Here is a 26,877-nt window from a genome sequence, read left to right as displayed (position 1 = left end):
TGTTCAAAATCGGGGTTCATCGCTGAACTCATGTTACAACTCCTGCTTCCAGTTCTGGGTGCGCAGCACGTCGGCAAAGACGCCCGCGGCGGTCACTTCGGTGCCGGCGCCATAGCCGCGCAGCACCAGCGGGATGGGCTGGTAGTAGGTGGAGAAGAAGGCGAGCGCGTTCTCCCCGTCTTTCACCTTGAACAGCGGCTCATCGGCGCCGACCGCCTTGATGGCGACCTTGCACTTGCCACCCTCGATGGAGCCTACGTAGCGTAGCACCTTGCCTTCTCGCTGGGCTGCCGCGAACTGGTCGCGGAACCAGCCGTCGGCCTCGGGCAGGCGGGCCATAAAGGCTTCCACATCGCCACTCACATCAAAGCCCGGCGGCAGTGCCTGCTCCACCTCGACATCGGACAGCTCCAGCGCCATGCCCGCCTCGCGGGCCAGGATCAGCAGCTTGCGGGCCACGTCCATGCCGTTGAGATCGTCGCGGGGATCCGGCTCGGTGAAGCCGTTGCCGCGGGCAATCTTGGTCGCCTCGGAGAAAGCCATGCCCTCATCCAGCTTGCCGAAGATGAAAGAGAGTGAACCGGACAGCACGCCATCGAAGGCGCGCAGCTTGTCGCCGGCCTTGATGAGGTTTTGCAGGTTCTCGATGACCGGCAGACCGGCGCCGACGTTGGTCTCGTACAGGAACTTGCGACGAGTCTGACGAGCGGTGCGGCGCAGCGCCTTGTAGTAATCGAGCGACCCGGTGTTGGCCTTCTTGTTCGGGGTGACCACGTGGAAACCGGCGGCCAGGAAGTCGGCGTACTGGACGGCGACGGCCTCGCTCGAGGTGCAATCCACGATCACCGGGTTGATGAGGTGGCTCTCTTCCACCAGCTTTTGCACCGCTTCCAGACTGAAGCTGTCGCGCGCCTCCACCAGCTGTTCACGCCAGTTGGCGAGGTTCAGCCCATCCTTGTTGACCGCCATCTGGCGGCTGTTGGCGATGCCGACCACCCGCAGGCCTGTACCCTGCTCGGCCAATACCGGTTGCTGGCGGGCAATCTGATCCACCAGGGCCGCGCCGACGCCGCCGACACCGACCACGAAGAGATCGATGAACTGCTGGCTGCCGAAGAAGTTCTGGTGGCAGGCCTTGATGGCTTCCGCCACCTTGCGATCCCGCACCACCGCAGAGATGGAGCGTTCGCTCGAGCCCTGCGCGATGGCGACGATATTGATGGAGGCCTGAGCCAGGGAGGTGAAGAAGCGCGCCGCCATCCCCTTGCTGGTGCGCATGCCGTCACCGATGAGGGAGATGATGGCGAGATCGCTCATGATCTCGAGCGGATCCAGCAGCTGGTTCTTGAACTCCAACTCGAACTCGCGCTCCAGCACCTTGCGGGTCTTGTCGCTGTCATAGCTGTGGATACAGAAGCTGACGCTGTACTCGGAGGATGACTGGGTGATGAGGACGATACTGACCCCGGCGCGGGAGACGGCGGAGAAGATGCGGCCGGCCATGCCGACCATGCCCTTCATGCCGGGGCCGGAGACGTTGAACATGCACATGCCGGACAAGTCCGAGATGGCTTTCACCTTCAGGTCGTCATCCCCCTGCTCGACGCCAATCAAGGTGCCCGGCCCCTGCGGGTTGAAGCTGTTCTTGATGAGGCAGGGAATGTGGAACTGGGCCACGGGGGCTATGGTTTTCGGGTGCAGCACCTTGGCGCCAAAATACGAGAGCTCCATCGCCTCTTTATAGGAGAGGGTTTTCAGCAGGTAGGCATCCGGCACCAGGCGCGGGTCGCAATTGTAGCAACCTTCCACGTCGGTCCAGATCTCGCAGCACTCGGCATCGACGCAGGCGGCCAGCACGGCGGCGGAGTAATCCGACCCATTGCGGCCCAGCAACACGGTTTCGCCCTTGTCGCTGCCACCGGTGAAGCCCGGCATCAGGTAGAGGCAATCGGAACGCAGGCCCTTGGCGGCGAAGCGCAGGCGGGAGGCCTCGATGTCGACGTGGGCTTCCAGGTAGCCGCCGTCGGTGGCCAACAGTTGCTCCGGTACTATGATATCCAGCTCGAGGCCGCGCACTCGCAGCAACTCGTGCATGAAGGCGATGGAGAGGTTCTCGCCGCGGCTCAGGATGCGGGCCTGCACGTTGTCCGGGCAGAGCCCGAGCAGGCGGATGCCCTGCATCAGCCGCTCCACCTGATCCAGTTCGCTGGTCAGGCGCGCCTGCAGCGCCTTGTCATCCAGCGCCGGATAGGCCGCCTTCAAGCCGGCCAGCAGGCGGGAGAAGATGCCGTTGATTTCAAACAGGGTGGAACTGGCATCCATGCCGCGACTGGTCTGCTCCACCAGGGCGACCAGGTGATTGGTCACCTTGGCCGGTGCTGACAGCACCAGGGCAACCTGGGATTGGCCGTGGGTATTGACCGCGATATCGGCTACCCGTAAAAAACGCTCTGCGTCGGCCAGTGACGACCCGCCAAACTTCAACACTCTCATCGCTTATCTCCCTGTGAACCCTGCAAATTGATCTGAAAACGGTCTAAAAACAACTCAACAAAAAGGCCCGTACTGGGTGGGTACGGGCCTTTTCTGATTTCTGTGCTTGTTCGTCAGCGCATCAACCGGCCCCAGTGCCACCTGTGGTGGTACCGGTAATAATGGTGGTGGTGATGACGTTGGTGAATGACTGCATGACGAACACTCTTGAACGAAGCTGGCTTTTAGCAATACCGCGCCGACAGCAAGGCTGTCAACCTAAACCTCTTTGCCGAGTTTGCGGGCGAGGTCTTTACAGAGCAGATGCAGCATATTCAAATCCCGCTGCGGCAGCATGGGCACTCGGTCCATTACCCATTGATGTAGTTTTTCATCCTGAGAAACTCCGAGTTCACCAAGTATTTCTGCTGTTTTGTGTTTCAGTACACGAACCTGCCCGGCGTTATCAAAATTTTCTGCTACAGCCTGCGGCTCATCCAGCAACTGGCTCATCTCGTAGGCATACAGCATGATCGCCTGCCCCAGGTTCAGGGACGGGTAGCTCACCTTGAGTGGCAGATAGCTGATGAGGTCGACTTGGGCCAGCTGCTCATTGGAGAGCCCCGACTCCTCGCAGCCGAAGACGATGGCGACCTTGCCGAGCGAGGGCTTGGCGCGGATCTGCTCGCGGATCTCCCCCGGGGTGAGGTAGTGCTGATAGCGGCCCCGTTGGCGGGCCGTGGTGGCGATCACCAGATCCATGTCGGCAAGCGCCTCCGGCAGGGTGTCGAATGCCTCGGCCTCGGTCAAAATGTCCTGCGCCCCGTGGGCTACCCAGCTCGCCTCCTCCTCTTCGTGTACCCGGCTCGCCACCAGTCGCATGGCATCGAAGCCCATGGTTTTCATGGCGCGGGCAGCGGCCCCGACGTTGGGTGCCCGGGCAGGCGCCACCAGCACAAAATAGAGTTTCATTGGGTTTCCTCTTGGGCAGGCCGACCGCTCGAACAGGCGGCAAATGGTCGGCAAAACAGGGGCGCAATCTACCGTTTATCCCCCGAAATTGCCACTTGAACAGACGTTTGAATGTTGCCATAGTGGCCAGACGGGTGAACAAACTGCCAGCCATTCTCGGCATGAATGCCGCGAGGGATTGAGCGCTTGCAGGGTAAGGACAGGACGACAGACCAGCCCCGGATTCAGCCGCCATACCGGCCGACACATCACAAGGAAGAGAGAGATGCAGCAGCCATTGGAACAGGCCGTCGCCGAGACTATCTTGCAGCGCTTCGAGTCGTTTTACAGCCGGTTTCTCGAAATAACCCAGGGCAGCAAGAGCCGCTTCGAGAACAGCGACTGGCTGGGAGTACAGCTCGCCGGGCGCGAACGCATTCGCCTCTACGATCACCACGTCGGCGCCACCACGGCCCTGATCAAGCAGATGATGGGGGAGCATCACTCCACCCAGGAGCTGCTCAAACGGGTAAAGGGCGCCTTCAGCGATCTGCTGCCTCGCTGTGACAACTTCGAGGTAGCGGAGTCCTTCTTCAACTCCGTCTATCGCCGCATCTTCCGCCATCGCAACATTCGCGACGAGAACCTCTACATCCACCCGTTTCGCAGCCGGGGAGAGCATCCCGACTTGAGCGCCCTGCTGCGGGTCTATCGCACCGATCTTGCCCACCTGCCGCAGACCCTGAGCCAGATGCTGGGGGATTACAGCTTCACCCTCCCCTACGAGGACAAGCAGCGCGACATTGTCGACATCCATCGCCATCTTGCCGAGAACGGCCCGCAGATCCTGCATGAAGAGCCGTTCGCCATCGAGCTGCTCAAGGAGGTGTTCTACCGCAACAAGGGCGCCTATCTGGTGGGGCTTATTCGGGTGAAGGGACAGGTATTCCCCTTCATTCTGCCGCTGCTCAGCACAGGCCAGAGCATCTACGTGGATACCGTCATCTTCGAGCCGGAGCTGGCCTCCATCGTATTCGGTTTCGCCCGCGCCTACTTCATGGTCTATGCCCCTGTGCCGGCGCTGTTTGTGGTGTTTCTGCGCCAGATCATGCCCCACAAGCCCGATTACGAGATCTACAACGCCATCGGCTGCCAGAAGCACGGCAAGACAGAGCTCTATCGCCACTATCAGCAGCACCTGGCCCAGAGCCGGGAGCAGTTCGTCATTGCCCCCGGCATCAAGGGGATGGTGATGAGCGTGTTCACCCTCCCCTCCTACGACGTTGTGTTCAAGGTGATAAAAGACGAGTTCACCCCGCCCAAGGATGTGAGCCACGAGCAGGTGAAGGCCAAGTACCGGCTGGTCAAACAGCACGATAGGGTGGGTCGCATGGCCGACACCCAGGAGTTTACCAACTTCGAGTTTCCCCTGGATCGCATCTCGCCCGAGCTGCTGGCCGAGCTCAAGACGGTAGCCCCCTCGGCGCTCACCATCACCAGTGACAAGCTGGTGATCAAGCACCTCTACACAGAGCGCAAGATGATCCCGCTCAACCTCTATCTGGACAAGGCGGACGAGCAGCAGACCCGGCTCGCATTGGAGGAGTACGGTAACGCCATCAAACAGCTGGCGGCGGCCAACATCTTCCCCGGCGACATGCTGTTCAAGAACTTCGGCGTCACCCGCCACGGCCGGGTGGTCTTCTACGACTACGACGAGATCTGCTACATGACGGAGTGCAACTTCCGCCAGATCCCGCCACCCCGCTACCCGGAAGATGAATGGAGCGCCGAGCCCTGGTATTCGGTGGCCCCCAACGACATCTTCCCCGAGGAGTTCGCCACCTTCCTGCTGCAAAAGCCCCAGGTGCGGGAGATCATGATGCAGCTGCACAAGGAGATGTTCGACGCAAACTACTGGAAGATGCTGCAGAGCAACATCAAGGTGGGGGTGTTCGAGGATGTCTATCCCTATCGACGCAAGAAGCGCTTCAAGTTCCAGCGGGGGGGATGAGGATTAGCTCGCGGCGCCTTGCCGGTGACTCAAGATGCGATGCATCTTGCGATGCTTGCTGGCACAAGCCGCAAAACGGCATTGAAAAAGGGACGCCGCGGCGTCCCTTTCTGATCGCGGCTGCCTGCGCATGCTACGACAGCCTCTGACAGGAATATCAGTTACTTGGCGGCCGGCATGGCATCGAAGGTGAGCAGCGCCACCTTGTTGGCATCACTCAGCACCAGCTGTTGACCGCTGACCTTGAAGGTTGCCACCTTCTCCAGTTTCTGCAGATAGAGCATCTCCTTGCCGGCCAGATCGCCCATGCACATCATGCGGGTCGAGCCCATGGCCCCCAGCGTCAATACACCGTCACCCTGCTGGGTGATGCCGCCAAAATAGCGGTTGCAGCCGCCCTTGCCCGCCACCTTGTCACCCGCGACCTGCAGGGTGAAGGTATCGCCGCTCGCCCCCTGCAGCTGCCAGGTGGAGGCTTGCAGTTGAGCCAGATTGGAACCAGTTGCCATGGCGCAGCCTCCCAGTGCCAGTGCGGCCAGCAGGGTCAGTTTCTTGTTCATGGGTTCACCTCTTGATGTGAGAGAAATAGGGGAAGGAAAGTGATGATGGTGGCCTGTTTATCATGAGTCGGCGGCAGATTAAAACTGTTTTATTGTGATCTGGGTTGCCTTTACTAGCAGCTGGCATGTGCCATGCTTGTATTCCTGTTCCGGACCCAGGGAGGGGAAAAGAATGGTCAAACCACTCATCATCGCACTCGCTTCATGTCTCAGCTTCGGTGCCCAGGCCGCCGACTGGGATTTCCTCAAGAGCGAGGCAAACAGCCAGCTCTACGTAAAAAGCTATTCCGGCGTGCTGCTCGGCAGCCAGTCCCATCACAGCGACAATTTCGATCTCTGGCTCATCAACACCGGCTACCAGTATCCGGTACAGGATGATGTCAGCCTCTACATGGAAGCCGGGCCGGCTGTGGGTACCCACAGCGAGCAGACTGGCTTCAATATCAGCTCGGGGGTGCGTTATCAGCTCTCCCCCTCGCTGAACATCGGCAGCCAGCTCAAGCAGCTGGAAGTGAACAAGGCCAGCACACTGCTGGAGCTCAACACCAGCCTGCTGCTCACCCCGCAGCTGGCCATCACGGCCAACTATGGCGTCAGCGCCTTCAGCACGGAACAGTCCCTCAGCATAGGCGTCGGCCTCAACTTCTGACCGCTCAGATGAGCCGGGTGGCGCTCACCAGTACGCCGTTGAGGTCGGCGTAGACGTAGTCACCCGGATGTATGGTCATCCCGGCAAACGACACCACGGCATCCAGCTCACCCTGACCCCGCTTCTCGGTCTTGACCGGGCAGGCCGCCAGCGCCTTGACCCCCAGCGCCAGCGTCGCCAAGGTGCCCACGTCGCGTACGGCGCCGTGGATCAGGATCCCCTCCCATCCCTGCTCCGCCGCCTTGATGGCCAGCTGATCACCGAGCAGGGCGCGGCGCAACGAACCACCGCCATCGATCACCATCACCCGCCCCTGGCCGGGCCGAGTGACCAGCTCCCGCACCAGGCTGTTGTCTTCATAGCAGGAGAGGGTAACCGCCTGGCCATAAAACAGCGGCTTGCCACCAAAATTGTGGAACAGCGGATCGGCCACTTGCAGGGCATCGCCGTGTTGATCGCAGAGGTTGGGCAGTAGATCCAGCATCATAAGCTTCCTTCCATGGACATGAATTCGCTCATTCTTTCATCAAGCCGGGTCTCTGACAATCCAGTGGGATTCAATTCTGCCCAGATGGAGAGGTATGCCTTTCATCAATACCGGCAACAACCAGAGCTCCCCCCGCTCCACCCAATAGAGGGCGTTCTGGCCGAAACGGGCTGCCAGATCGATGGCCTCAGCGCGGGAGGAAGCCAGCAACAGCGACGATTCACGCCAACTTTCATCGGGCGAGCTCCCCCAGCAGGGCCCCATGGCCATCATGCGGGGAGATGCCGCGATCACCCGCCAGAGAGCCCGCTGGCGCCGGGTATTACGACGCATTCCCACCTCGCGACTGGCCGGATTCCAGGCCGTCACTATGGCGTAGGCGGGCCATTGCGGCGCCGCAAAGGGTGCAATAAAACAAATTTTTCTGTAGTTTTCCCACAAATTCATGTCAACCACATGTTACATTCCATTACATTTTATAAGGGCGAAAATGGGGGCAACCCCAAGTATCATGCTGTGAACTCAGGGTTTGACCTATATCAAACCAGAGTTAAAAAGTTGCTATCTGACGGCAAAGAGTGTTGTTATGCGCCTGTTAACTGATAAAATGCAGCCACTTTTGTAATGGACTACCTTTCCAGGCTTCTCTCGATCAGACTTGTTGAGAGCCTATGTGTGGCACAGGGATGTTTGCCAACGCTGATGCCAAATTCGCGATAATCCGACCTGACATTCATACCCAGGATGACGTAATAAATTTTCAGGACCGGTCGGGTAACGCCAAAGAGTGTTAAAATTTAGATAACTAACTGATAAGAATCTGGGAATACTCATGCAAACACCACACATTCTGATCGTCGAAGACGAACTGGTCACCCGCAATACCCTGAAAAGCATCTTCGAGGCCGAAGGCTACATAGTGCTCGAAGCCAACAATGGCGACGAGATGCATCAAGCCCTGACCGCCCACACCATCAATCTGGTGATCATGGACATCAACCTGCCGGGCAAGAATGGCCTGCTGCTGGCACGCGAGCTGCGTGAAGATGACAACATAGCCCTGATGTTCCTGACCGGCCGTGACAATGAAGTGGACAAGATCCTGGGTCTGGAAATCGGCGCCGATGATTACATCACCAAGCCGTTCAACCCCCGTGAACTGACTATCCGTGCCCGCAACCTGCTGAGCCGCACCATGAATGTGGCCGCCGGTGGCGAAGAGAAGAAGCTGGTTGAACGTTACCTGTTCAACGGCTGGGCACTGGACATCAACAGCCGCGCACTGGTCAGCCCGGCTGGCGACATGTTCAAGCTGCCGCGCTCCGAATTCCGTGCCATGCTGCACTTCTGCGAAAACCCGGGCCAGATCCAGACCCGTGCCGAGCTGCTCAAGAAGATGACAGGCCGCGAGCTCAAGCCTCACGACCGTACCGTGGATGTCACCATACGCCGTATTCGCAAGCACTTCGAAAGCGTCAATGACACCCCGGAGATCATCGCCACCATACATGGCGAAGGCTACCGCTTCTGTGGCGAGCTGGAACAGGAATAATCCCTGCTCGTCGGATCCCAGTGTGGTAAGAGAGGCGCCGTTGGCGCCTCTTTCGTTTACGGCGTTCGGGGCAAGCACAGCGGGCAACACCCGATGAGCCAGAAAACAAAAAGCCCACTCGCAGGAGTGGGCTTTTTGCATGAAAGCTGGAGCGGGCAGCGGGAATCGAACCCGCATCATCAGCTTGGAAGGCTGAGGTAATAGCCATTATACGATGCCCGCTAGGCATCAAAATCGCAGCAGATACCAGGCATCAAACGAACGTCGAGAAGCAGTGCGCTAATAACAAGACGGCTTGGTTACCGGGGATCAGAATGTGGAGCGGGTGATGGGAATCGAACCCACGTATGCAGCTTGGGAAGCTACCGTTCTACCATTGAACTACACCCGCGTCAGGGCCTCTACTATATGCATTTTGCCGCCGAGCGCAATCACCACAGTGCTGTTTTTTACCATAAATCAAGCTGTTCGACCAACTAATGAGCAGCAAGCTGTTTTTTCCATCAAACATTTTCAACACCGGGAATTTACAAGGTTGCCAATGCCGGGGGCCGAGGATAGTCTTGCGCCACTCGACGCGAGGATGGTGGTAATGGACAAGAAAACTCAGAAACATCTCTATGGCTGGTTGCGCAACCAGTCGAGCCACGGCCGACGCTGGATCGGTCTCTCCATCGGCTTTGGTCTGGGTCAGGGCATACTGATGGTGGCACAGGCCTGGTTGCTGGCGACCCTGTTGCATGGCTTCATCATAGAGGGAGCCACTCCGGAACAATCCATTCCCCTCTTCATTGCCCTGCTGCTGGTGACCCTGACCAAGGCGGCGCTGGCCTATGGCCGTGAAGTGACCAGCTTCAAGGCGGGCAGCGCGGTGCGCCAGGCCATTCGCGAGCTGGTGCTCACCCGCCTCGGCCGGCTCGGCCCCGCCTATATCCAGCGACGCCCGGCCGGCAGCTGGGCCAGCCTGCTGCTGGAACAGATTGAAAACATGCAGGATTTCTTCTCCCGTTACCTGCCGCAGATGGCCATTGCCGTCTTTATCCCCGTGGTGATCCTGGTGGCCGTGTTCCCGGTCAACTGGGCGGCGGGTCTGATCCTGCTGGGCACGGCGCCCCTCATTCCGCTGTTCATGATCCTGGTGGGGGTGGGCGCCGCCGATGCCAACCGCCGCAACTTCCAGGCGCTGGCGCGCCTCTCCGGCCACTTCCTCGATCGCCTCAAGGGGCTGCGCACCCTGCAACTCTTCATGCGCACCCAGGCGGAAGGGGATGCCATTCGCGATGCCTCGGAAGATTTTCGCGAGCGCACCATGGAGGTGCTGCGCCTCGCTTTCCTGAGCACGGCCGTGCTGGAATTCTTCGCCGCCATCTCGGTGGCGCTGGTGGCTGTCTACTTCGGTTTCTCCTACATAGATCACCTGAACTTCGGCCACTATGGCACCAAGGTCACCCTGTTTACCGGCCTGTTCGTGCTCTTCCTCGCCCCCGAGTTCTACGCCCCGCTGCGCGAGCTTGGCGCCCACTACCACGCCAAGGCGCAGGCCATAGGCGCGGCCGAGCAGTTGCTGGAATTCCTCGAGGCCGACGTGAGCGAGCCCGCCTCTGGCAACGCCCCTTTCCATGCCGACACCCCCATCAAGGTCGAAGCCAAAGACCTTGAAGTGCTGAGTGCCGAAGGCAAGGTGCTGGTCGGCCCCATCGACTTCACTCTGGAAGCGGGTTCACGCACGGCGCTCATCGGTATCAGCGGCGCCGGCAAGAGCTCGCTGGTCAACGCCCTGCTCGGCTTTGCCCCCTATCGTGGTGAGCTCAAGGTCAACGGCCAGGAGCTGGCCAGCCTCGACATGAGCCAGTGGCGGCTGCAGCTGGGCTGGCTCTCCCAGAACCCGCAGCTGTTCCACGCCTCCTTGCGCGACAACCTGCTGCTGGCCAAGCCGTCAGCCAGCGATGCCGAGCTGGAAGCCGCCCTGAAACGGGCACAGGCCTGGGAATTTGCCATGGAGAAGGGGCTCGACTATCCGGTCGGGGATCAGGCCGGCGGCCTCTCGGTCGGTCAGGCCCAGCGCCTCGCCCTGGCCCGTACCCTGCTCAAGTCCACCCAGCTGATGGTACTGGATGAGCCCACCGCCAGCCTGGACCGCCACTCGGAGCGCGCCATCATGACCACGCTGGAGCAGGCGATGGCGGGCCAGACCCTGCTGATGATCACCCACCGCCTCGATCAACTGACCAAGATGGACAAGATACTGGTGCTGGCGCGCGGCCAGCTGGTGGAGCAAGGCAACTTCCAGCAACTGAGCAGGGCGCAGGGCCCGTTCGCCCGCCTTTTGTCCCAACACCCGGGGGATTCTCTCGATGACTGATCTATTGCCGTTTCTGCGCCTCTATCGTCAGCACTGGCTGAGCCTCTCGCTGGGCCTGCTGCTGGCCCTGGTGACCCTGGTGGCCGGCATGGGACTGCTGTCGCTCTCCGGCTGGTTCCTCTCCGCCGCCGCCGTGGCGGGGCTGGCCGTCGCCAGCCGCGACACCTTCAACTACATGACCCCGGCCGGCGGGGTGCGTTTCTTCTCCATCATCCGCACCGCGGGTCGCTGGGGCGAGCGGGTGGTGAGCCACGACGCCACCTTCCGGGTGCTGACCCGGTTGCGGGTCTGGTTCTGGCAAAAGCTCTCGCCGCTCTCCACCGGCACCCTGGCAGGCTTTCGCCAGGCGGATCTGCTCAACCGGCTGGTAGCCGACATAGACGCCATGGATCACGTCTATCTGCGCCTGGTCACCCCCATAGGCGCGGCCCTGCTCAGCTGCGCCGGCCTGGTGTTCTTCCTCTCCTTCTTCGACGGCCGTCTCGCCCTGACTCTGGGCGCCATACTGCTGTTTGGCATGATAGCCCTGCCGCTGGTGTTCTACTTCCTCGGCCGCCAACCCGGTCGTCGGCTGATCGCCGAGAAATCGGCCATGCGTACCCGCATGGTGGACTATCTGGACGGTCAGGCCGAGCTGCAGATGTTTGCCGCCGCTCCCAAGGCGCTGACCGAGCTGAAACAGGCCGAACAGGCGCTGCTGACCGCCCAGGCCCGCATGGCCAGAGTGAGCGGCCTGGCCAACTTCTCGGTGCAGTTGCTCAGCGGCTGGACCCTGACTCTGATGCTCTGGCTGGCCGGCCACGGGGTCGCAAGCGCCGCGCCGGATCCCATCACGGCGCTCATGGTGTTTGCCACCCTGGCGAGCTTCGAGGCCTTGCTGCCGCTGGCGGGTGCCTTCCAGCACCTCTCCACCAGCCTCACCTCGGCCCGTCGTCTCAACGAGATACTGCAGGAGGCCAAGGCCCCCGAGTGGGGAGCCGAGCAGCAACACGCCCGCGTCGGCACCCTGCAGATCAGCGACCTCTATTTCGGCTATCCCGGCAACCCGCATCCTGTGCTGCGCGGTTGCACCCTGCAACTGCAGGCAGGCGAGAAGCTGGCGCTGCTGGGCCAGACAGGTTGCGGCAAGTCCACCCTGATGGGGCTGTTGACCCGGGAATGGAGCCCGCAGGCGGGCAAGATCCTGCTCGATGGCAAGCCGCTCACCGACTACAGCGAAGGGGCGCTGCGCGCCTCGCTGTCGGTGGTGAGCCAGCGGGTTCACCTGTTTGCCGCCACCTTGCGCGACAACCTCAGGCTGGCGGCCCCGACGACATCTGACGAGCAGTTGACCGAGGTGCTGACCCAGGTCGGTCTGGCCAATCTGCTGGAGGATGACAACGGCCACAGCGACAGCGGACTGAACGCCTGGCTGGGGGACGGCGGTCGCCCGCTCTCCGGTGGTGAACGACGCCGCATCGGCATCGCCCGCGCCCTGCTGCACGATGCCCCGCTCTGGCTGCTGGATGAGCCGACCGAGGGGCTCGACAGCCAGACCGAACGGGAGATCATGGACCTGTTGTTCAGGCTGGGGGCGGATCGCTCCTTGCTGCTCATCTCCCACCGCCTGCTGGGGCTGGAGCAGATGGACAGGATAGCCCTGATGGAAGAGGGGCAGATCCGCCTCTGCGCCCCCCATCAGGCGCTGCTGGCGGACGATTACTACCGCAGCCTGCATCAGCGGCTGGCACCGGTCTGAGCGCAAGTACGGCAGAGAGGCGCACCTGCGCCCTTCTCACATCATGAGTTGCCGGCGGATGATGACTACCGCAGCCTGCATCAACGGCTGGCACCGGCCTGATCGCAAGCACGGCAGAGGGGCGCACCTGCGCCCTTCTCACATCATGAGTTGCTGGCGGATGATGACTACCGCAGCCTGCATCAGCGGCTGGCACCGGCCTGATCGCAAGCACGGCAGAGGGGCGCACCTGCGCCCTTCCCACATCATGAGTTGCTGGCGGATGATGACTACCGCAGCCGGTATCAGCGTGCAAGAACCTGTCTGATCCCCGTCACACCCCGTCTCCATGGCTGAAAATGGGGCTGGTCGCAGGCAGCGACTGACCCCTATAATGACCCCCTCACAGTTCAACAAGATACCGACATGAAACGCCTTATCCTGATGATGCCCCTGATCGCCTCCGGTTGCGCCGACTTCTCTTTCAACAGCAACCTGGACAAGGAAAATTTCGACGAGTACTTCAAGCCGGGCGGCGTCCAGATCTATGAGCAGGGTCAGCTGGCTGACCTCAACTACCTCTACCTCGGCACTGTCGAGGGGGAATCCTGCCAGAGCGATGCCAAGCAGCCCATCCCCAACGCAGGTGAAGCCCGCACCCTGGCGCGCCGCCGCGTGGCCGACATGGGTGGCAACGGTGTCACCTTCGACAAGTGCGCCGAGTTCAGCGACACCCCGGGCTGCCTGAAACAGGTGATCTGCTACGGGCAGGCGCTGAAAGTGGCGCAAGAGAAGTAAGGACCCAATGGCACTGGCCATAGTCCGGCTCGGCAGCCCTCGCCTCCCCGATGAGGGGCTGCGCATCGGCACTGTGCGGCGTCCGCCCCGTGGCGTGCCCAAGAGCGAATTTGCCAGTCAGGATTGGTACGACGTCTGGTTCCCCAACCTGGCCCCCAGCAGCGAGACCATGAAGCTGGGCCAGGCTGCCGAGACGCCGGCCCAATGGGCGGCCTTCTGCAAGCAGTACAAGGCCGAGATGGCCAGCCCCTGCGCCCGCCACGATCTGGCGCTGCTGGCCGCCCTCTCCCACACCACCAACCTGTCGGTGGGTTGCTACTGTGAGCAGGCCGAGCGCTGTCATCGCACCCTGCTGAAAGAGCTGCTGATCCAGTGCGGCGCCAGACTGCGCTAACCCGCACCGCCGGTGAATGAAAGAGGGCGTCCCGCAGGACGCCCTCTTTCATATGCTGGCCATCAAGGCAGGATGGGGGCACTCCGACCCTATTGCAGACTGCCCACCCGCAACACTTGCTGCAGCGCCCGCTCCTGCTCGGCCGTCATCCCGGCCACCAGGGCCTGATCGTTCTTCGCCAGCCACTGGGCCAGATCGGCCACCGTCTCCTCCAGCGGCCGAAAGTTGAGCCCCTGCACTATGGCCGCCTCGGCGCTGATGCGGCCATAGCCGGCATACTCCGGCTGCTCGTTGGGCAACAGGGTCGGGTAGCTCTGCCAGGGCTCGACACCGGCCGCCAGCAGTACGGACCAGGGCACCCACTCAGGTTGCGGCGCCATGGCGGGCGCGAGTCGGACGGCGATGCGATCCACCCAGTCCGCCAGCGCTATGCCGGGCTTGAGCAGGTTGAAGATGCCCCCCAGCTGCTGCTCGGCGGCCCGCAGCACGAACTCGGCGCAGTCGCGCACGTCCAGGTATTGCAATCGATCCTGCCCCTCCCCCGGCAGCAGCCAGGGCCCCCCTTGCTGTATCCGCTTCACCCACCAGGCCAGACGGCCGGTCGGATCATAGGGGCCGCACAACACGCCGGGGCGCAGAATGCAGAGCCGCTCGCCCCAGCGGGCCCGATATTCGGCCTCGCACAACACCTTCAGGGGGCCATAGTCGGTGGGCGTCTCCCCGGCCCCTGTCTCGTGCAGCGGCGCCGACTCATCTATCCCCCGCTGGGCAAAGTCGCGATAGACGCTGATGGTGGAGATGAAGATCAGCCGCTCGCAGCGTCCGAGCAGGGCTGCCGAGAGGCTGGCCGCCTGCTCGGGCCGGTAGCAGCAGGTGTCGATGGCCAGATCCCAGCCGGGCCCTTCCCCGTGCAGGGCGTGCAGATCCTTGTCCCTGTCGCCGGTGAGCTGAACCAGATCGCGCCAGTCCGGGTGCTGGCGATGACCCCGATTGAACAGGGTCACCTCGTGGCCCCAATCCAGCGCCAGCGAGGTGAGGTGGCGGCCCAGAAAACCTGTGCCGCCGATGATCAGCAGTTTCATCCATGTCCCTCCTGTCCGGCACAATTGGCTATCTCGGGTATGACGCGCCTTGCCTGCCGGTATTCATAGTGCCCCCACCCTACCCAAGTTGGCGGCGGGGTACAGCCTCCATGGTGCGGGGATGAGACTGTGATCACGGCAAGGCATGAGGAAAAAGGGTCTGGGAAAGGGAGGCCGGGAGCCAGGCAAGGCAAGGGAAGGGAAGCGAGGCCTGCGTTTTGGCGCCGCCTGTGCTAAATTGCCGGGGTTTTCAGTCAGGATCCGCCATGAAGTTCGAAATCGACACCCTGGGTATCATCCGCTCTCCCTACAAGGAGAAGTTCGCCATCCCCCGCCAGCCCGGTCTGGTCAAGTCGGCCCGTGCCTGCCTCGAGCTGCTGCCCCCTTACGATCAACCGGACGTGCTGCGCGGCATTGAGCAGTTCTCCCATCTCTGGCTCAGCTTCGTGTTTCACCAGACCATGGATCAGGGCTGGCACCCGACGGTGCGCCCGCCGCGCCTGGGCGGCAACGAACGGGTCGGGGTCTTTGCCACCCGCTCCACCTTCCGCCCCAACCCGCTAGGACTGTCGGTGGTCGAGCTGCACGGAGTCGGCCGCGAGCGGGGCAAGCTGTGGCTGGAACTTGGCGCGGTCGATCTGCTCGATGGCACCCCCATAGTCGACATCAAGCCCTATATCCCCTATGCCGACAGCCTGCCGGACGCCCGCGGCGGCTTCGCCCTCGACGCCCCCACCCCGCCGCTGGCGGTGAGTTTCAGCCCGGAGGCGGAGCAACAGCTGCAACCCTGGCTCAAGGCCCATCCCGAGCTGCGCCTACTGGTGAGCGAGGTACTGGCCCAGGATCCCCGTCCCGCCTACAAGAAGGGCAAGCCGGACGACAAGGAGTACGGGGTACGCTTGTTCGATCTCAACGTGCGCTTTCGCATCAACGAACCCGACTGCCTGGTGCTGGCCATAGCGCCCGCCTGATCACCAGGCGATGCGAGCAATAAAAAAACCACCCGAAGGTGGTTTTTTTATCACTCCTGATCCCTGTGCTCGGCGGCAATCTGCCTGAAGGCCCCCTCGCAGGCGAGGAAGGCATCGACCATCCCGGGATCGAAATGGCTGCCACGCCCCTGCACTATGATGGATTTTGCCTCTTCGTGGGTGAAGGCGGGCTTGTAGACCCGTTTCGAGATGAGGGCATCGTAGACATCCGCCACCGCCATCAAGCGGCCCGAGAGCGGGATCGCCTCCCCCGCCAGGCCGGCCGGATAACCGCTGCCATCCCACTTTTCGTGATGGGTGAGGGAGATCTCCCGTGCCAGTCGCAGGAAGGAGTTGGAACCGAGCTGGGCCTCGGCGCTGGCCAGCGCATCGGCCCCTATCTGGGGATGGCGCTTCATGATGGCGAACTCTTCATCGGTCAGCTTGCCCGGCTTGAGCAGGATCGCATCGGGAATGCCCACCTTGCCCACGTCGTGCAGCGGCGCCGACTTGAACAGCAGGTCTATGGTGGCGTCGTCGAGGGGATAACGCTCGGCGTCGTGGCGGCTCAGGTGTTCGGCCAGCACCTTGACGTAGTGCTGGGTGCGGATGATGTGGGCACCGGTCTCGTTGTCCCGGGTCTCCGCCAGCGAGGCGAGGCCGAGGATGGCCACGTCCCGGGTCAGGTTGAGCTCGTCGCTGCGCGCCTTCAGCTCGCCGATCATCTGGTTGGTGCTGGCGGCGATCAGGCCGAATTCGTCATCCCGGGTCACCGGCACCCGCGCATCCAGATCGCCGCACTGCACCTGTGCCATGGTGCGCGTCTGGTGCATCAGGGAGAGGGTCAGATTGCGGCCATAGCCACGAATGATGAGCCAGAGGTAACAGAAGGTCACCGCCATCACGAAGGCGATTTCCAGCAATATGTAGTGCTGGGCATCGAGCCGCGACAGGCTTCTGTCCACCGTCGCCAGCCACTCCAGATCCTTGTTGAACAACAGAAAGAAGACACCCCCCAGCAGCGCGAGCGTGGTGAAGGCAAACAGGGAGAACTTGCGGGAGACCGGCATGGCCAGTGGCCGGGTCAGCACCAGCGAGCCCTGATGCTCCCGCAGCTTGGCCAGGTTCCAGTCCCGCACCAGCGACAGATCCGCCGCCACCAGAAAGCCCAGGGTGCTCATCCCCAACAGGATCTTGAGGTGACTCTCCAGCGGGAAGTCATACATGAGGCCGTTGTAGCCCGAGAGCAGCAGGGCCCCCAGCAGGTAGAAGCCCACCTCCAGCGCGAAGCCACCGAGCCCGCTGCCGGGCAGCACCAGCCGGTGCAACACCCGATCGCGCACGGCGAACATGATGGCGAAGACCAGCAGGGTGGGCCCCAGCAGCTGGGGCAGGGTCAGGCTCTCCAGAAACGGACAGACCTGCAACCCATAGAGGCAAAAGAGCGACAGCGTCACCCCGTAGTGCAGGGCGCAGCGCCCCGTGATTTTCTGCATGATTCCACCCTGATCGCTGTTTATTGTTATGACGGCGGGGATATGCCCCCGCCCCTCACAGGCGCCGCAGCAGCAGGCTCCCTATCGAATAGCCGGCGCCAAACGAGCAGAGCACGCCGCGGGCCCCCGCAGGAAGGTCGCGATTGTACAGATGGAACGCGATAATGGAACCCGCCGAGCTGGTGTTGCCGTAACTGTCGAGGATCACCGGCGCCTCCTGCTGGCTGGCATCGTGACCCAGCAGCTTGCGGCCGATGAACTGGTTCATGGTGAGGTTGGCCTGATGCAGCCAGAGCCGGCTCAGGGTATCCGCCGGCCAGCCCTGCTCGTCGAGCTGGCTGGCTATCTGATCGCACACCAGCGGCAGCACCTCCTTGAACACCTTGCGCCCCTGCTGGCAGAACAGCTTGTCATCGCCATAACGGGTACGCGGGCTGAGCCGGTTCAGGAAGCCGAAGTTGTTGCGAATGTTGTTGGAGTACTGGGTCACCAGCTTGCTGGCCACCAGTTGCCAGGGATTGGCCACCTTGCAATCGGCCTCCCGCTCCAGCAGCACGGCGGTACAGGCGTCGCCGAAGATAAAGTGGCTGTCTCTGTCCCTGAAATTGAGGTGGCCCGAGCAGATCTCCGGGTTCACCACCAGCGCCAGTTTGGCACTGCCGGCCGCCAGCATGTCGGCTGCCGCCTTGATGCCGAAGGTGGCGGAGGAGCAGGCCACGTTCATGTCGAACGCCATGCCACCGGCTCCCAGGTAGTGCTGCAGCTCGATGGAGATCGCCGGATAGGGGCGCGGCATGTTGGAGGCGGCGACTATGACCAGATCGATCTCACCCGGCTCGCGGCCGGCGGCGATCAGCGCCTGCTCGGCGGCGGCCACCGCCATCTCCACCATGATGGAGGGTTTGTCATCCGGGCGCTCTGCCATGAGCGGCTGCATGATGTCCGGATCCAGCACCCCCTCCTTGCTCACCAGATAGCGGCTCTTGATGCCGGAGGCCTTCTCGATGAACTCGCAGCTGGAGTGCTGCTTGGCGGGCAGCTGTCCCGCATCGATGGCGGAGGCATTCTCCTCGTTGTAGAGATCCACATACTGGTTGAAGGCGGCCACCAGCGCTTCGTTGCTGACGGCAAAAGGCGGGGTATAGAGGCCTGATCCACTGATCACGATAGAAGTCATCTTTGCTCCTGGCCGGGTTCGTTCCCGGCTTGTTGACTTTTTAGGGTAGAGAGGTCATTACAGCTGATCGATCGCCGCGGCGAGACCGGCCAGAGTCAGCGGATGCATGCGCCCGCCAACCAGTTCATTCATCAACTTGATGGAGGGGTGCCAGAGCCACTCCCGGCGCGGGACAGGGTTGAGCCACACCAGTTTGGCATAGTGCTGCTGCAGGCGGGCGAGCCACACCTGACCCGCCTCCTCGTTCCAGTACTCGACACTGCCACCGGGCCAGGTGATCTCGTAGGGGCCCATCTTGGCGTCCCCCACCAAGATCACCTTGTAGTCGCTGCCGTAGGTGCGCAGCAGCCGCAAGGTATCAAAACGCTCCTCGGCCCGGCGGTTGTTGTCCTGCCAGACGAAGTCGTAGAGACAGTTGTGAAAATAGAAGTACTCCAGATGCTTGAACTCGTGGCGCAGCGCCGAGAAGAGCCGCTGCACCTCGGCCACATGGGCATCCATGGAGCCCCCCACGTCGAAGAACACCAGCAGCTTGACGCCGTTGTGGCGCTCCGGCCTCAGCTTCACATCGAGCCAGCCCTGACGGGCCGTACTCTGGATGGTGCCGTCGAGATCCAGCTCGTCCGGGTTGCCCTGGCGCACCCAGCGCCTGAGCTTGCGCAGCGCCAGCTGGATGGCACGCTGCCCCAGCGGCGAGTCGTCGCTGAAGTTGCGATAGTGACGCGCCTCCCACACCTTGGCCGCCTTGCCATGCTGGCCCTCTCCCCCCATGCGGATCCCTTCCGGGTGAAAACCGCCGTGGCCGAACGGGCTGCTGCCCCCCGTGCCGACCCACTTGTTGCCGCCGGCGTGGCGCGCTTTCTGTTCGCTCAAGCGCTGGTTGAGGGTCGCCAGCAGCTTGTCGAGCCCGCCGAGGGAGGTGAGCAATGCCTTCTCCTCGGGGCTTAGCAGCCGCTCGAACTCCTGGCGCAGCCAGTCATCCGGCAGGCTCTCGGGCAACAGGGGCGTGGCCTGCAGGCCGTCGTAATATTCGGCGAAGGCGCGATCGAAGCGATCGTAATGGGCCTCGTCTTTCACCAGCAGACAGCGGGAGATCTGGTAAAAATCGTTCATGTCGACCGTGGCAAGCCCGGCCGACAAGGCCCCGTGCAGATCCAGCAATTCGCGCAGGCTGCAGGGCAGCTTGTGACGGCGAAGGTGGCTGAAAAAGTCGATCAGCATTCAGCTACCGCGTCGGGCCAGGAAGGCGAGCTTTTCGAACAGGTGCAGGTCCTGCTCTGTCTTGAGCAGAGCGCCGTAGAGGGCGGGCACCAGCTTGCCAGGCTCACGGGTGCGCATCGCCTCGGGGGAGATGTCGTCGGCCAGCAGCAGCCGGATCCAGTCCAGCAGCTCAGAGGTGGAGGGCTTCTTGCGCAGTCCGTCCACGTCACGCAGCTCGAAGAAGAGCGCCATGGCTTCGTCCAGCAGCGCCGCTTTCAGGTTCGGATAGTGCAGATTGACGATGGCCTGCATCTCGGCCTTGTCGGGGAAACGGATGTAGTGAAAGAAGCAGCGGCGCAGGAAGGCGTCCGGCAGCTCTTTTTCATTGTTGGAGGTGATGATGACCACGGGGCGCTGGCGGGCCTTGATGCGCTCACCGGTCTCATAGACGTCGAACTCCATCCGATCCAGCTCCAGCAGCAGGTCGTTGGGAAATTCGATGTCCGCCTTGTCGATTTCGTCGATGAGCAGCACGGGCCGCTGCTCGGCGGTGAAGGCCTGCCACAGCTTGCCCTGGCGAATGTAGTGGCTGATGTCCCCCACTCGCGGATCGCCAAGCTGGGAGTCGCGCAGCCGCGCCACGGCATCATACTCATACAGCCCCTGCTGGGCCTTGGTGGTGGATTTGATATGCCAGGCGATCAGCTCGGTGCCCAGATGGCGGGCCACGGCTTCGGCCAGCTCCGTCTTGCCTGTGCCGGGCTCACCTTTGATCAGTAACGGTTTTTCCAGCACTATTGCCGCATTGACCGCCATCTTCAGCGCCTCTGAGGCGAGATAGCGATCGCTTCCTGCAAATCCCATAACGTCCATTCCTTTGACGACAAGAGACCTTTTTGAGATCGAGGCCTCAGTAAGAAAGAATAAGCTCTATATCTTGTAATAACATATTGTTATAACAAATCGTCACTTCTCATTCAGAAACCACAGGGTAATCTTGTTTCATCGCCGTAACAAACAGGGATAGCACCATGAGCAAAATTTTTGAGGACAACAGCCAGACCATAGGTCACACCCCGCTGGTTCGACTCAACCGTGTTACCAAGGGCCGCGTACTGGCCAAGATTGAGAGCCGTAACCCGAGCTTCAGCGTCAAGTGCCGCATCGGCGCCAACCTGATCTGGGATGCCGAGAAACGCGGCGTCCTGACCAAGGGCAAGGAGATCATCGAACCCACCAGCGGTAACACGGGTATTGCTCTGGCTTTCGTGGCCGCCGCTCGCGGCTATCCCATCACATTGACCATGCCCGCCACCATGAGCCTGGAGCGCCGCAAGCTGCTCAAGGCGCTCGGCGCCAATCTGGTGCTGACCGAGGGGCCGCTGGGCATGAAGGGCGCCATCGCCAAGGCCAACGAGATCCTCGAATCCGAGCCGGGCAAATATGTGCTGCTGCAACAGTTTGAAAACCCCGCCAACCCGGAAATCCACGAGAAGACCACGGGCCCCGAGATCTGGGATGCCACCGACGGTCAGGTGGATGTGTTCGTGGCGGGCGTCGGCACGGGTGGCACCATTACCGGTGTCTCCCGTTATCTGAAACAGACCAAGGGCAAGGCCGTGGTCTCGGTGGCCGTCGAGCCAAGCGAGTCACCCGTGATCAGCCAGCGTCTGGCCGGTCTCGAAATCAAGCCTGGCCCTCACAAGATCCAGGGCATTGGCGCCGGTTTCATCCCGGGCAACCTGGACCTGACCCTGCTGGACCGCGTCGAGCAAGTAAGCAGCGATGATGCCATCGAGATGGCCCGTCGCCTGATGGAAGAAGAAGGGATCCTGGCCGGGATAAGCTCAGGGGCCGCCGTCGTGGCCGCCGCCCGTCTGGCCGAGTTGCCGGAGTTTGCCGACAAGACCATAGTCGTCATACTGCCGAGCGCCGCCGAGCGTTACCTCTCCAGCGCCCTGTTTGCCGGGGTGTTCAGCGAGCAGGAACTGCAGCAATAGGTGATCGGATTCTTTCAAAACAACGGCGCTCCCAGGAGCGCCGTTTCTTTATGAGCTAGACTGAGCACTTGGCAGCGCCACTCGGCCCCTTATTTTTTGGGGTAAAATAACAAGCTGGCGGGCGACAAAAAAAGCAGACATTCCGTGATAAATCTCATATCCTGTGCGGCGTCACGAGGTGTTTGCCGACTAGGTATCACAAAGTAACAAAGTGTTATTTTTCGTTATAAAATAATTTCAAGCCAGTATTTATGCGGCTTGTAGCGCGATAACGGAAAAGAGTTTGGGCAGACACCGAATACTGCACAGAAAATTGACCTGGATTAAACCATTGCAGGTCTGATTTCGTTACTTTACAACATATCCATACTGACACGGTGAGATAAGGAAGCGTCAAAAGCATCCATCTCTCCAAAAAATATCAATAATATGGGGTGAAACCATGTACGAGAAGTCTGTTGTTATCACTGCTGAAAACGGTCTGCACACCCGTCCGGCAGCTCAGTTCGTGAAAGAAGCCAAAGAATTCCAAAGCGAGATCACTGTGGTCTCCGGTGGCAAATCCGCCAGCGCCAAGAGCCTGTTCAAGCTGCAGACCCTGGGCCTGACCAAAGGCACCAACGTGACCATCCAGGCCGACGGCCCGGACGCTCAGAAAGCCGTTGAGAAGCTGGTTGCCCTGATGGACGAGCTGGAGTAATCCAGCTTTACTCCTCCCCCACAGTCGTTTTAATAGGAAGGATTATGATATCTGGCATTCTTGCGTCCCCCGGTATCGCATTCGGTAAGGCGCTTCTTCTGAAAGAAGATGAAATCGTTATCAATCAGGGCAAGATTTCTGCTGACCAGATTGACGCCGAGATCAACCGCTTCCTCGAAGCCCGCACCAAGTCAGCTGCCCAGCTGGAAGCCATCAAAGCCATGGCTGGTCGCACCTTCGGTGAGGAAAAAGAGGCCATCTTCGAAGGCCACATCATGCTGCTCGAAGATGAGGAGCTGGAAGGGGATATCAGATCCTTCATCAAAGACAACAAGGCCACCGCTGATAAGGCCGTCTACGAGGTCATCGAGCAATACGCCAAGATGATGGCCGATCTGGACGATCCCTACCTGCGCGAGCGCGCCACCGACTTCCGTGACATCGGAACCCGTCTGGTGAAGAATGTGCTGGGCATCGCCGTTGTCAATCTGAGCACCATAGACGAAGAGGTCATCCTGGTCGCCAAAGACCTGACCCCGTCCGAAACTGCCCAGATCAACCTGAAATATGTGCTGGGTTTCGTTACCGACATCGGTGGCCGTACCTCTCACACCTCCATCATGGCGCGCTCCCTGGAGCTGCCGGCCATAGTGGGCACCAACGACATCACCGAGCGCGTCAACAATGGCGAGATGCTGATACTGGATGCGATCAACAACCAGATCATCATCAACCCGACCGCCGAGCAGCTGACTGAAGCCAAGCAGTTCCAGGCCCAGTTCCAGGCCGAGAAGGACGAGCTGGCCAAGCTGAAAGACCTGCCTGCCATCACACTGGATGGTCATCAGGTTGAAGTCTGCGCCAACATAGGTACCGTCAAGGATACCGAAGGTGCCATCCGCAATGGCGCCGAAGGCGTGGGTCTGTACCGTACCGAGTTCCTGTTCATGGACCGTGATGCGCTGCCGACCGAAGACGAGCAGTTCAAGGCCTACAAAGAAGTGGCAGAGGCCATGCCGGACCAGCCGATCATCGTCCGTACCATGGACATCGGCGGCGACAAAGAACTGCCTTACATGAATTTCCCGAAAGAGATGAACCCCTTCCTGGGCTGGCGTGCCGTGCGTATTTTCTTCGATCGCGAAGACATCATGCATGCCCAGCTGCGGGCCATACTGCGTGCGTCTGCCTTCGGCAAACTGCGCATCATGTTCCCGATGATCATCTCCGTCGAAGAGTTCCGTAGCCTGAAGGCCACCGTAGAGACGCTGAAAGCCGAACTGCGCACCGAAGGCAAAGCCTTTGATGAATCCATCGAAGTGGGTATCATGATCGAGACTCCGGCTGCTGCCGTGATGGCTCATCATCTGGCTAAAGAAGTGGATTTCTTCAGTATCGGTACCAACGACCTGACCCAGTACACCCTGGCAGTCGACCGTGGTAACGAGATGATCTCCGCCATGTACAACCCGCTGTCACCCTCCGTCCTGACGCTGATCAAGATGGTTATCGACGCTTCCCATGACAATGGCAAGTGGACCGGTATGTGTGGTGAGCTGGCTGGTGACGAACGCGCCACACTGCTGCTGCTGGGTATGGGTCTGGATGAGTTCTCCATGAGCTCCATTTCTGTACCGCGTATCAAGAAGCTTATCCGCAACACCAACTTCGAAGATGTGAAGGCAATGGCTGACCAGGCTCTGAGCTATGCAACCGCCGCCGAAATCGAAGCCTGTGTAGATAACTTTATTAAGCAGAAGGCAGTCTGCTAAGATCGGCTGCAAACAGCGACAATCATCTCTAGGAGCTTTTACTATGGGTCTGTTTGATAAACTGAAGAAACTGGTTTCCGACGATAGCTCTGATACCGGCGGCATCGAAATTTTTGCCCCGCTGTCAGGGGAAATCGTGCCGATCGAAGATGTGCCTGACGTTGTCTTCGCCGAGAAGATTGTCGGCGACGGTATCGCCATCAAGCCGGCTGGCAACAAGATGGTTGCACCGTGCGATGGCACCATCGGCAAGATCTTCGAGACCAACCATGCGTTCTCGCTGGAATCCGACTCAGGTATCGAGCTGTTCGTTCACTTCGGTATCGACACCGTTGAACTGAAAGGTGAAGGCTTCAAGCGCATCGCTCAGGAAGGTCAGAAGGTCAAGCGCGGTGATACCATCATCGAGTTCGATCTGGCCATCCTGGAAGCGAAAGCCAAGTCTACCCTGACACCTGTGGTCATCTCCAACATGGACGAGATCAAAGAGCTGATCAAGATGACTGGCGCCGTAACCGTGGGCGAGACCCCGGTGATCCGCATCAAGAAATAATGCGCTCTGGCTGGTGCCAGTGACTGCAACAAAAAACCGAAGCCAAGCGCTTCGGTTTTTTTATGGGCCGTGCTGACCATTGACGCCGGGCTAGGTCTTGCCAAATACCACCCGATTGCGCCCCTGCGCCTTGGCCTGATACAGGGCCCGATCGGCCACCAGCAACAGGTTGTCCAGGCTCTGCCCGGCAGCCAGGGTGGCGCAGCCAAAACTCATCGTCAGCGAGAAATGGTGATGGTGCCAACTCATGGGGCTGGCAGACAACAGCTGACGCAGCTGCTCCGCCCTGGCAAGCACCCGCGAGGCGTCCGCTCCCGGCAGGATCAGCAGGAACTCCTCCCCTCCCCAGCGGGCCAGACACTCGGCCCCCTGCAGCTGCTCTTCCATGATGCGGGCAACCCCACACAGGGCAGCATCCCCGGCGGGATGGCCATACCTGTCGTTGACCTGCTTGAAGTGATCGATATCGCACAGGATCACCGAGAACATGTGGCCCTGCAGCCAGAGCGCCTGCAACTGCTGCTCGGCACCGCGCCGGTTGCCGAGCTCTGTCAGCGGGTCGGTACAGGAGAGACGACTCACCTCCTCTATCATGCAATGCAGATCGTGAATGTCGCGAAACGTCACTATGTGCCAGCCGGGCATGGCATCGGCAGTAAGCTGGGCCGTGATGGTAAACCAGCGCCGCTGGCCACTCTTGCAATAGATTTGGATGGCCATCTCAGCCACGGACGAGCCATTGGCCAGACTGGTCATGACAGCCTGATTCCAGTCCTGAATGGCCTGGGTTCTGCTCTGCTCGTCGTGATACACAGTCGCAAACCAGGCGGTCATGTCGGGCAGGTCGGCCAGGGTGTAACCCAGTTGCGCCGAGAAGGCCTGGTTCACAAACCTGTGATGACGCACGGGGATGTCCGACAGCGTGGTCGGAATGGTGCCAAGGGTGTCACCACAAATCGCTTCCGAAATGAGGATTGGAAACGGGATCACGTCAAAGGATCGAAACAGGATCTGCTGCAATTCGGTCAATATCGCCGACTCGGATATGTTCAAGGCCATTCCCTTACCAATATTTCACTCAAAAGTAAGTGAGTCTGCCGACTCGGTAAACTGGATCATGGCGTCGTTCGGACCGCCTTGGTCGCAGCGCTTTCTCCCGGCTGCCACTCCTGATAGGGACCATGGATGCCGGAGTAGATCTGGCCCAGCTGGCCGCTGGTCCTGAGCCTTTCGATGGACTGCGTCAGGAAGCGGTCCACCGCGTCGCCTCTCTCCCCCTTGGGGATGATGAACACATCGTCAAACTCGCCAAAATAGACTCGATGGATATTGGTCAGCCCCATCTTCTTGAGTGCAAAATCCGCCTCCTCCTGCGCCCAGAGGAAGGCATCGATACGGCCCCTGCTCAGCTTGCCGAGGGACTGCTCGATAGAGAGGGAACGCTTGACCGAGAAGGGCCAGAAGTCGCTCACCCCCTCGATGAGCAGATCGCGCTTGGTGTACTCGTAGCCGAGCACCATGGCTGGAGTGATAGGAGCGGCGCTGTTGCTGTAGAGCACATGGGTCACCTTGCCGAAGGTCACCGAGCTGAAGCGATAGGGCAACATGGACTCGTCGATATAGGGATTGCGCAGGGCGGGCAGATTGAAGTCCGCCTCCCCCACCACCACGCTGCGCGTCGCACGCGACATGGGGTAGACCATCACGCTCACCTCGACCCCGTCATCCAGCGCGGCTATGGCCTTGACCAGATCGACGAAGGGGCCGCTCCCATCGGAATCTATGAGCCCAGGCAAGAGCCCCAGATAGGCGGAAAAGTGCGATGGATGCTCAGGCTCTGCCGCAGAGAGGCGATCGCTGCCACTGCCCGCCACGCCAAGCAGAATTGCGCCCAGCATGAGCAGCAGCACAGCGCCCAACCCAAGATGTTTCATGACCAGATCCTCATCAGCACTGCCGTTACCAGAAGC

24 protein-coding genes and 2 tRNA genes are annotated in these 26,877 nt (G+C 60.8%); 12 read left to right on the top strand and 14 right to left on the bottom strand.

Features of this window, described 5'->3' with window-relative positions:
• Positions 1-33 precede the first annotated feature (33 nt).
• Both thrA and ACM3N8_RS09535 read right to left on the bottom strand, forming a co-directional pair.
• Positions 34-2,493 (bottom strand): bifunctional aspartate kinase/homoserine dehydrogenase I, encoded by a 2,460-nt coding sequence (gene thrA, locus ACM3N8_RS09540; RefSeq protein WP_290017673.1) that lies wholly within the window; start codon positions 2,491-2,493, stop codon positions 34-36.
• 258 nt (positions 2,494-2,751) lie between these two features.
• Positions 2,752-3,444, bottom strand: coding sequence for a tRNA/rRNA methyltransferase (locus ACM3N8_RS09535; protein ID WP_290017674.1), 693 nt, complete (start codon positions 3,442-3,444; stop codon positions 2,752-2,754).
• A 265-nt stretch (positions 3,445-3,709) separates the two neighbouring features.
• Between ACM3N8_RS09535 and aceK the strand changes: the two genes are divergently transcribed.
• Positions 3,710-5,437, top strand: coding sequence for a bifunctional isocitrate dehydrogenase kinase/phosphatase (gene aceK, locus ACM3N8_RS09530; RefSeq protein WP_290017675.1), 1,728 nt, complete (start codon positions 3,710-3,712; stop codon positions 5,435-5,437).
• A 161-nt stretch (positions 5,438-5,598) separates the two neighbouring features.
• Here aceK and ACM3N8_RS09525 read toward each other — a convergent pair whose 3' ends face one another.
• Entirely contained in the window at positions 5,599-5,997 is a 399-nt protein-coding gene (locus ACM3N8_RS09525; protein ID WP_042871037.1) for an META domain-containing protein, read from the bottom strand.
• Between the two features lie 172 nt (positions 5,998-6,169).
• Between ACM3N8_RS09525 and ACM3N8_RS09520 the strand changes: the two genes are divergently transcribed.
• On the top strand, positions 6,170-6,646 hold the full coding sequence (locus ACM3N8_RS09520) for a hypothetical protein (RefSeq protein WP_290017677.1): 477 nt from the start codon (positions 6,170-6,172) through the stop codon (positions 6,644-6,646).
• A gap of 4 nt (positions 6,647-6,650) precedes the next feature.
• On the opposite strand, the gene ACM3N8_RS09515 is transcribed toward ACM3N8_RS09520, so the two are convergent.
• Both ACM3N8_RS09515 and ACM3N8_RS09510 read right to left on the bottom strand, forming a co-directional pair.
• Complete coding sequence (locus ACM3N8_RS09515; RefSeq protein ID WP_290017962.1) at positions 6,651-7,130, bottom strand: putative 4-hydroxy-4-methyl-2-oxoglutarate aldolase; 480 nt, start codon at positions 7,128-7,130, stop codon at positions 6,651-6,653.
• 42 nt (positions 7,131-7,172) lie between these two features.
• Positions 7,173-7,589: a DUF3293 domain-containing protein gene (locus ACM3N8_RS09510; protein ID WP_098983218.1), complete on the bottom strand. Its 417-nt coding sequence runs from the start codon at positions 7,587-7,589 to the stop codon at positions 7,173-7,175.
• A gap of 376 nt (positions 7,590-7,965) precedes the next feature.
• Between ACM3N8_RS09510 and arcA the strand changes: the two genes are divergently transcribed.
• Positions 7,966-8,685 (top strand): two-component system response regulator ArcA, encoded by a 720-nt coding sequence (arcA, locus tag ACM3N8_RS09505; protein WP_010633329.1) that lies wholly within the window; start codon positions 7,966-7,968, stop codon positions 8,683-8,685.
• Positions 8,686-8,832: 147 nt separating this feature from the next.
• Here the strand turns inward: arcA and ACM3N8_RS09500 are convergent.
• Both ACM3N8_RS09500 and ACM3N8_RS09495 read right to left on the bottom strand, forming a co-directional pair.
• Positions 8,833-8,907 (bottom strand) — tRNA-Gly (locus tag ACM3N8_RS09500).
• A 95-nt stretch (positions 8,908-9,002) separates the two neighbouring features.
• Positions 9,003-9,076, bottom strand: a tRNA-Gly gene (locus ACM3N8_RS09495).
• Positions 9,077-9,277: 201 nt separating this feature from the next.
• Here ACM3N8_RS09495 and cydD point away from each other — a divergent pair.
• From cydD to ACM3N8_RS09475, 4 genes are all read left to right on the top strand, one after another.
• Entirely contained in the window at positions 9,278-11,047 is a 1,770-nt protein-coding gene (cydD, locus tag ACM3N8_RS09490) for a heme ABC transporter permease/ATP-binding protein CydD (RefSeq protein WP_290017678.1), read from the top strand.
• On the top strand, positions 11,040-12,785 hold the full coding sequence (gene cydC / locus ACM3N8_RS09485; RefSeq protein ID WP_290017679.1) for a heme ABC transporter ATP-binding protein/permease CydC: 1,746 nt from the start codon (positions 11,040-11,042) through the stop codon (positions 12,783-12,785). Before cydD ends, cydC begins: the two co-directional genes overlap by 8 nt.
• Positions 12,786-13,190: 405 nt before the next feature.
• Positions 13,191-13,562 (top strand): Rcs stress response system protein RcsF, encoded by a 372-nt coding sequence (gene rcsF, locus ACM3N8_RS09480; RefSeq protein ID WP_042871028.1) that lies wholly within the window; start codon positions 13,191-13,193, stop codon positions 13,560-13,562.
• 7 nt (positions 13,563-13,569) lie between these two features.
• Positions 13,570-13,956, top strand: coding sequence for a DUF488 domain-containing protein (locus ACM3N8_RS09475; protein WP_043137973.1), 387 nt, complete (start codon positions 13,570-13,572; stop codon positions 13,954-13,956).
• A gap of 89 nt (positions 13,957-14,045) precedes the next feature.
• On the opposite strand, the gene ACM3N8_RS09470 is transcribed toward ACM3N8_RS09475, so the two are convergent.
• Positions 14,046-15,038 carry an NAD-dependent epimerase/dehydratase family protein gene (locus tag ACM3N8_RS09470; protein WP_416016019.1) on the bottom strand — a complete coding sequence of 331 codons (993 nt, stop codon included), beginning with the start codon at positions 15,036-15,038 and terminating at the stop codon, positions 14,046-14,048.
• Between the two features lie 266 nt (positions 15,039-15,304).
• Between ACM3N8_RS09470 and tsaA the strand changes: the two genes are divergently transcribed.
• Positions 15,305-16,009 (top strand): tRNA (N6-threonylcarbamoyladenosine(37)-N6)-methyltransferase TrmO, encoded by a 705-nt coding sequence (gene tsaA, locus ACM3N8_RS09465; protein WP_290017685.1) that lies wholly within the window; start codon positions 15,305-15,307, stop codon positions 16,007-16,009.
• A 50-nt stretch (positions 16,010-16,059) separates the two neighbouring features.
• Here tsaA and ACM3N8_RS09460 read toward each other — a convergent pair whose 3' ends face one another.
• The 4 genes from ACM3N8_RS09460 to ACM3N8_RS09445 are packed head-to-tail and all read right to left on the bottom strand — an operon-like array spanning position 16,060 to position 20,746.
• The gene (locus tag ACM3N8_RS09460) at positions 16,060-17,505 is read right to left on the bottom strand and encodes an HD domain-containing phosphohydrolase (RefSeq protein WP_290017686.1); all 1,446 of its coding nucleotides are present in this window, start codon (positions 17,503-17,505) and stop codon (positions 16,060-16,062) included.
• A gap of 55 nt (positions 17,506-17,560) precedes the next feature.
• Positions 17,561-18,682 carry a beta-ketoacyl-ACP synthase III gene (locus ACM3N8_RS09455; RefSeq protein ID WP_241278422.1) on the bottom strand — a complete coding sequence of 374 codons (1,122 nt, stop codon included), beginning with the start codon at positions 18,680-18,682 and terminating at the stop codon, positions 17,561-17,563.
• Positions 18,683-18,739: 57 nt separating this feature from the next.
• The gene (locus ACM3N8_RS09450; protein WP_290017689.1) at positions 18,740-19,903 is read right to left on the bottom strand and encodes a vWA domain-containing protein; all 1,164 of its coding nucleotides are present in this window, start codon (positions 19,901-19,903) and stop codon (positions 18,740-18,742) included.
• Positions 19,904-20,746: an AAA family ATPase gene (locus ACM3N8_RS09445; RefSeq protein WP_274453731.1), complete on the bottom strand. Its 843-nt coding sequence runs from the start codon at positions 20,744-20,746 to the stop codon at positions 19,904-19,906.
• 167 nt (positions 20,747-20,913) lie between these two features.
• Between ACM3N8_RS09445 and cysK the strand changes: the two genes are divergently transcribed.
• From cysK to crr, 4 genes are all read left to right on the top strand, one after another.
• Entirely contained in the window at positions 20,914-21,882 is a 969-nt protein-coding gene (cysK, locus tag ACM3N8_RS09440) for a cysteine synthase A (protein ID WP_042871008.1), read from the top strand.
• Between the two features lie 442 nt (positions 21,883-22,324).
• Positions 22,325-22,582: an HPr family phosphocarrier protein gene (locus ACM3N8_RS09435; RefSeq protein WP_005303128.1), complete on the top strand. Its 258-nt coding sequence runs from the start codon at positions 22,325-22,327 to the stop codon at positions 22,580-22,582.
• Between the two features lie 44 nt (positions 22,583-22,626).
• On the top strand, positions 22,627-24,354 hold the full coding sequence (ptsI, locus tag ACM3N8_RS09430; protein WP_241278426.1) for a phosphoenolpyruvate-protein phosphotransferase PtsI: 1,728 nt from the start codon (positions 22,627-22,629) through the stop codon (positions 24,352-24,354).
• Between the two features lie 43 nt (positions 24,355-24,397).
• Positions 24,398-24,907, top strand: coding sequence for a PTS glucose transporter subunit IIA (gene crr, locus ACM3N8_RS09425; protein ID WP_042871003.1), 510 nt, complete (start codon positions 24,398-24,400; stop codon positions 24,905-24,907).
• 90 nt (positions 24,908-24,997) lie between these two features.
• Here the strand turns inward: crr and ACM3N8_RS09420 are convergent, their stop codons facing one another.
• A complete protein-coding gene (locus tag ACM3N8_RS09420; protein ID WP_416016018.1) occupies positions 24,998-25,966 on the bottom strand; it encodes a diguanylate cyclase in 969 nt (322 codons plus the stop codon).
• 56 nt (positions 25,967-26,022) lie between these two features.
• The gene (locus ACM3N8_RS09415) at positions 26,023-26,841 is read right to left on the bottom strand and encodes a transporter substrate-binding domain-containing protein (RefSeq protein WP_241278428.1); all 819 of its coding nucleotides are present in this window, start codon (positions 26,839-26,841) and stop codon (positions 26,023-26,025) included.
• Positions 26,842-26,877: the final 36 nt, after the last annotated feature.

The sequence above is a fragment of the Aeromonas sp. A04 genome (assembly GCF_047780465.1).
GTDB classification, from domain to species: domain Bacteria; phylum Pseudomonadota; class Gammaproteobacteria; order Enterobacterales; family Aeromonadaceae; genus Aeromonas; species Aeromonas bestiarum.
Note: the sequence above shows the minus strand (reverse complement) of the source record. Positions and strands in the feature narration are given on the sequence as shown.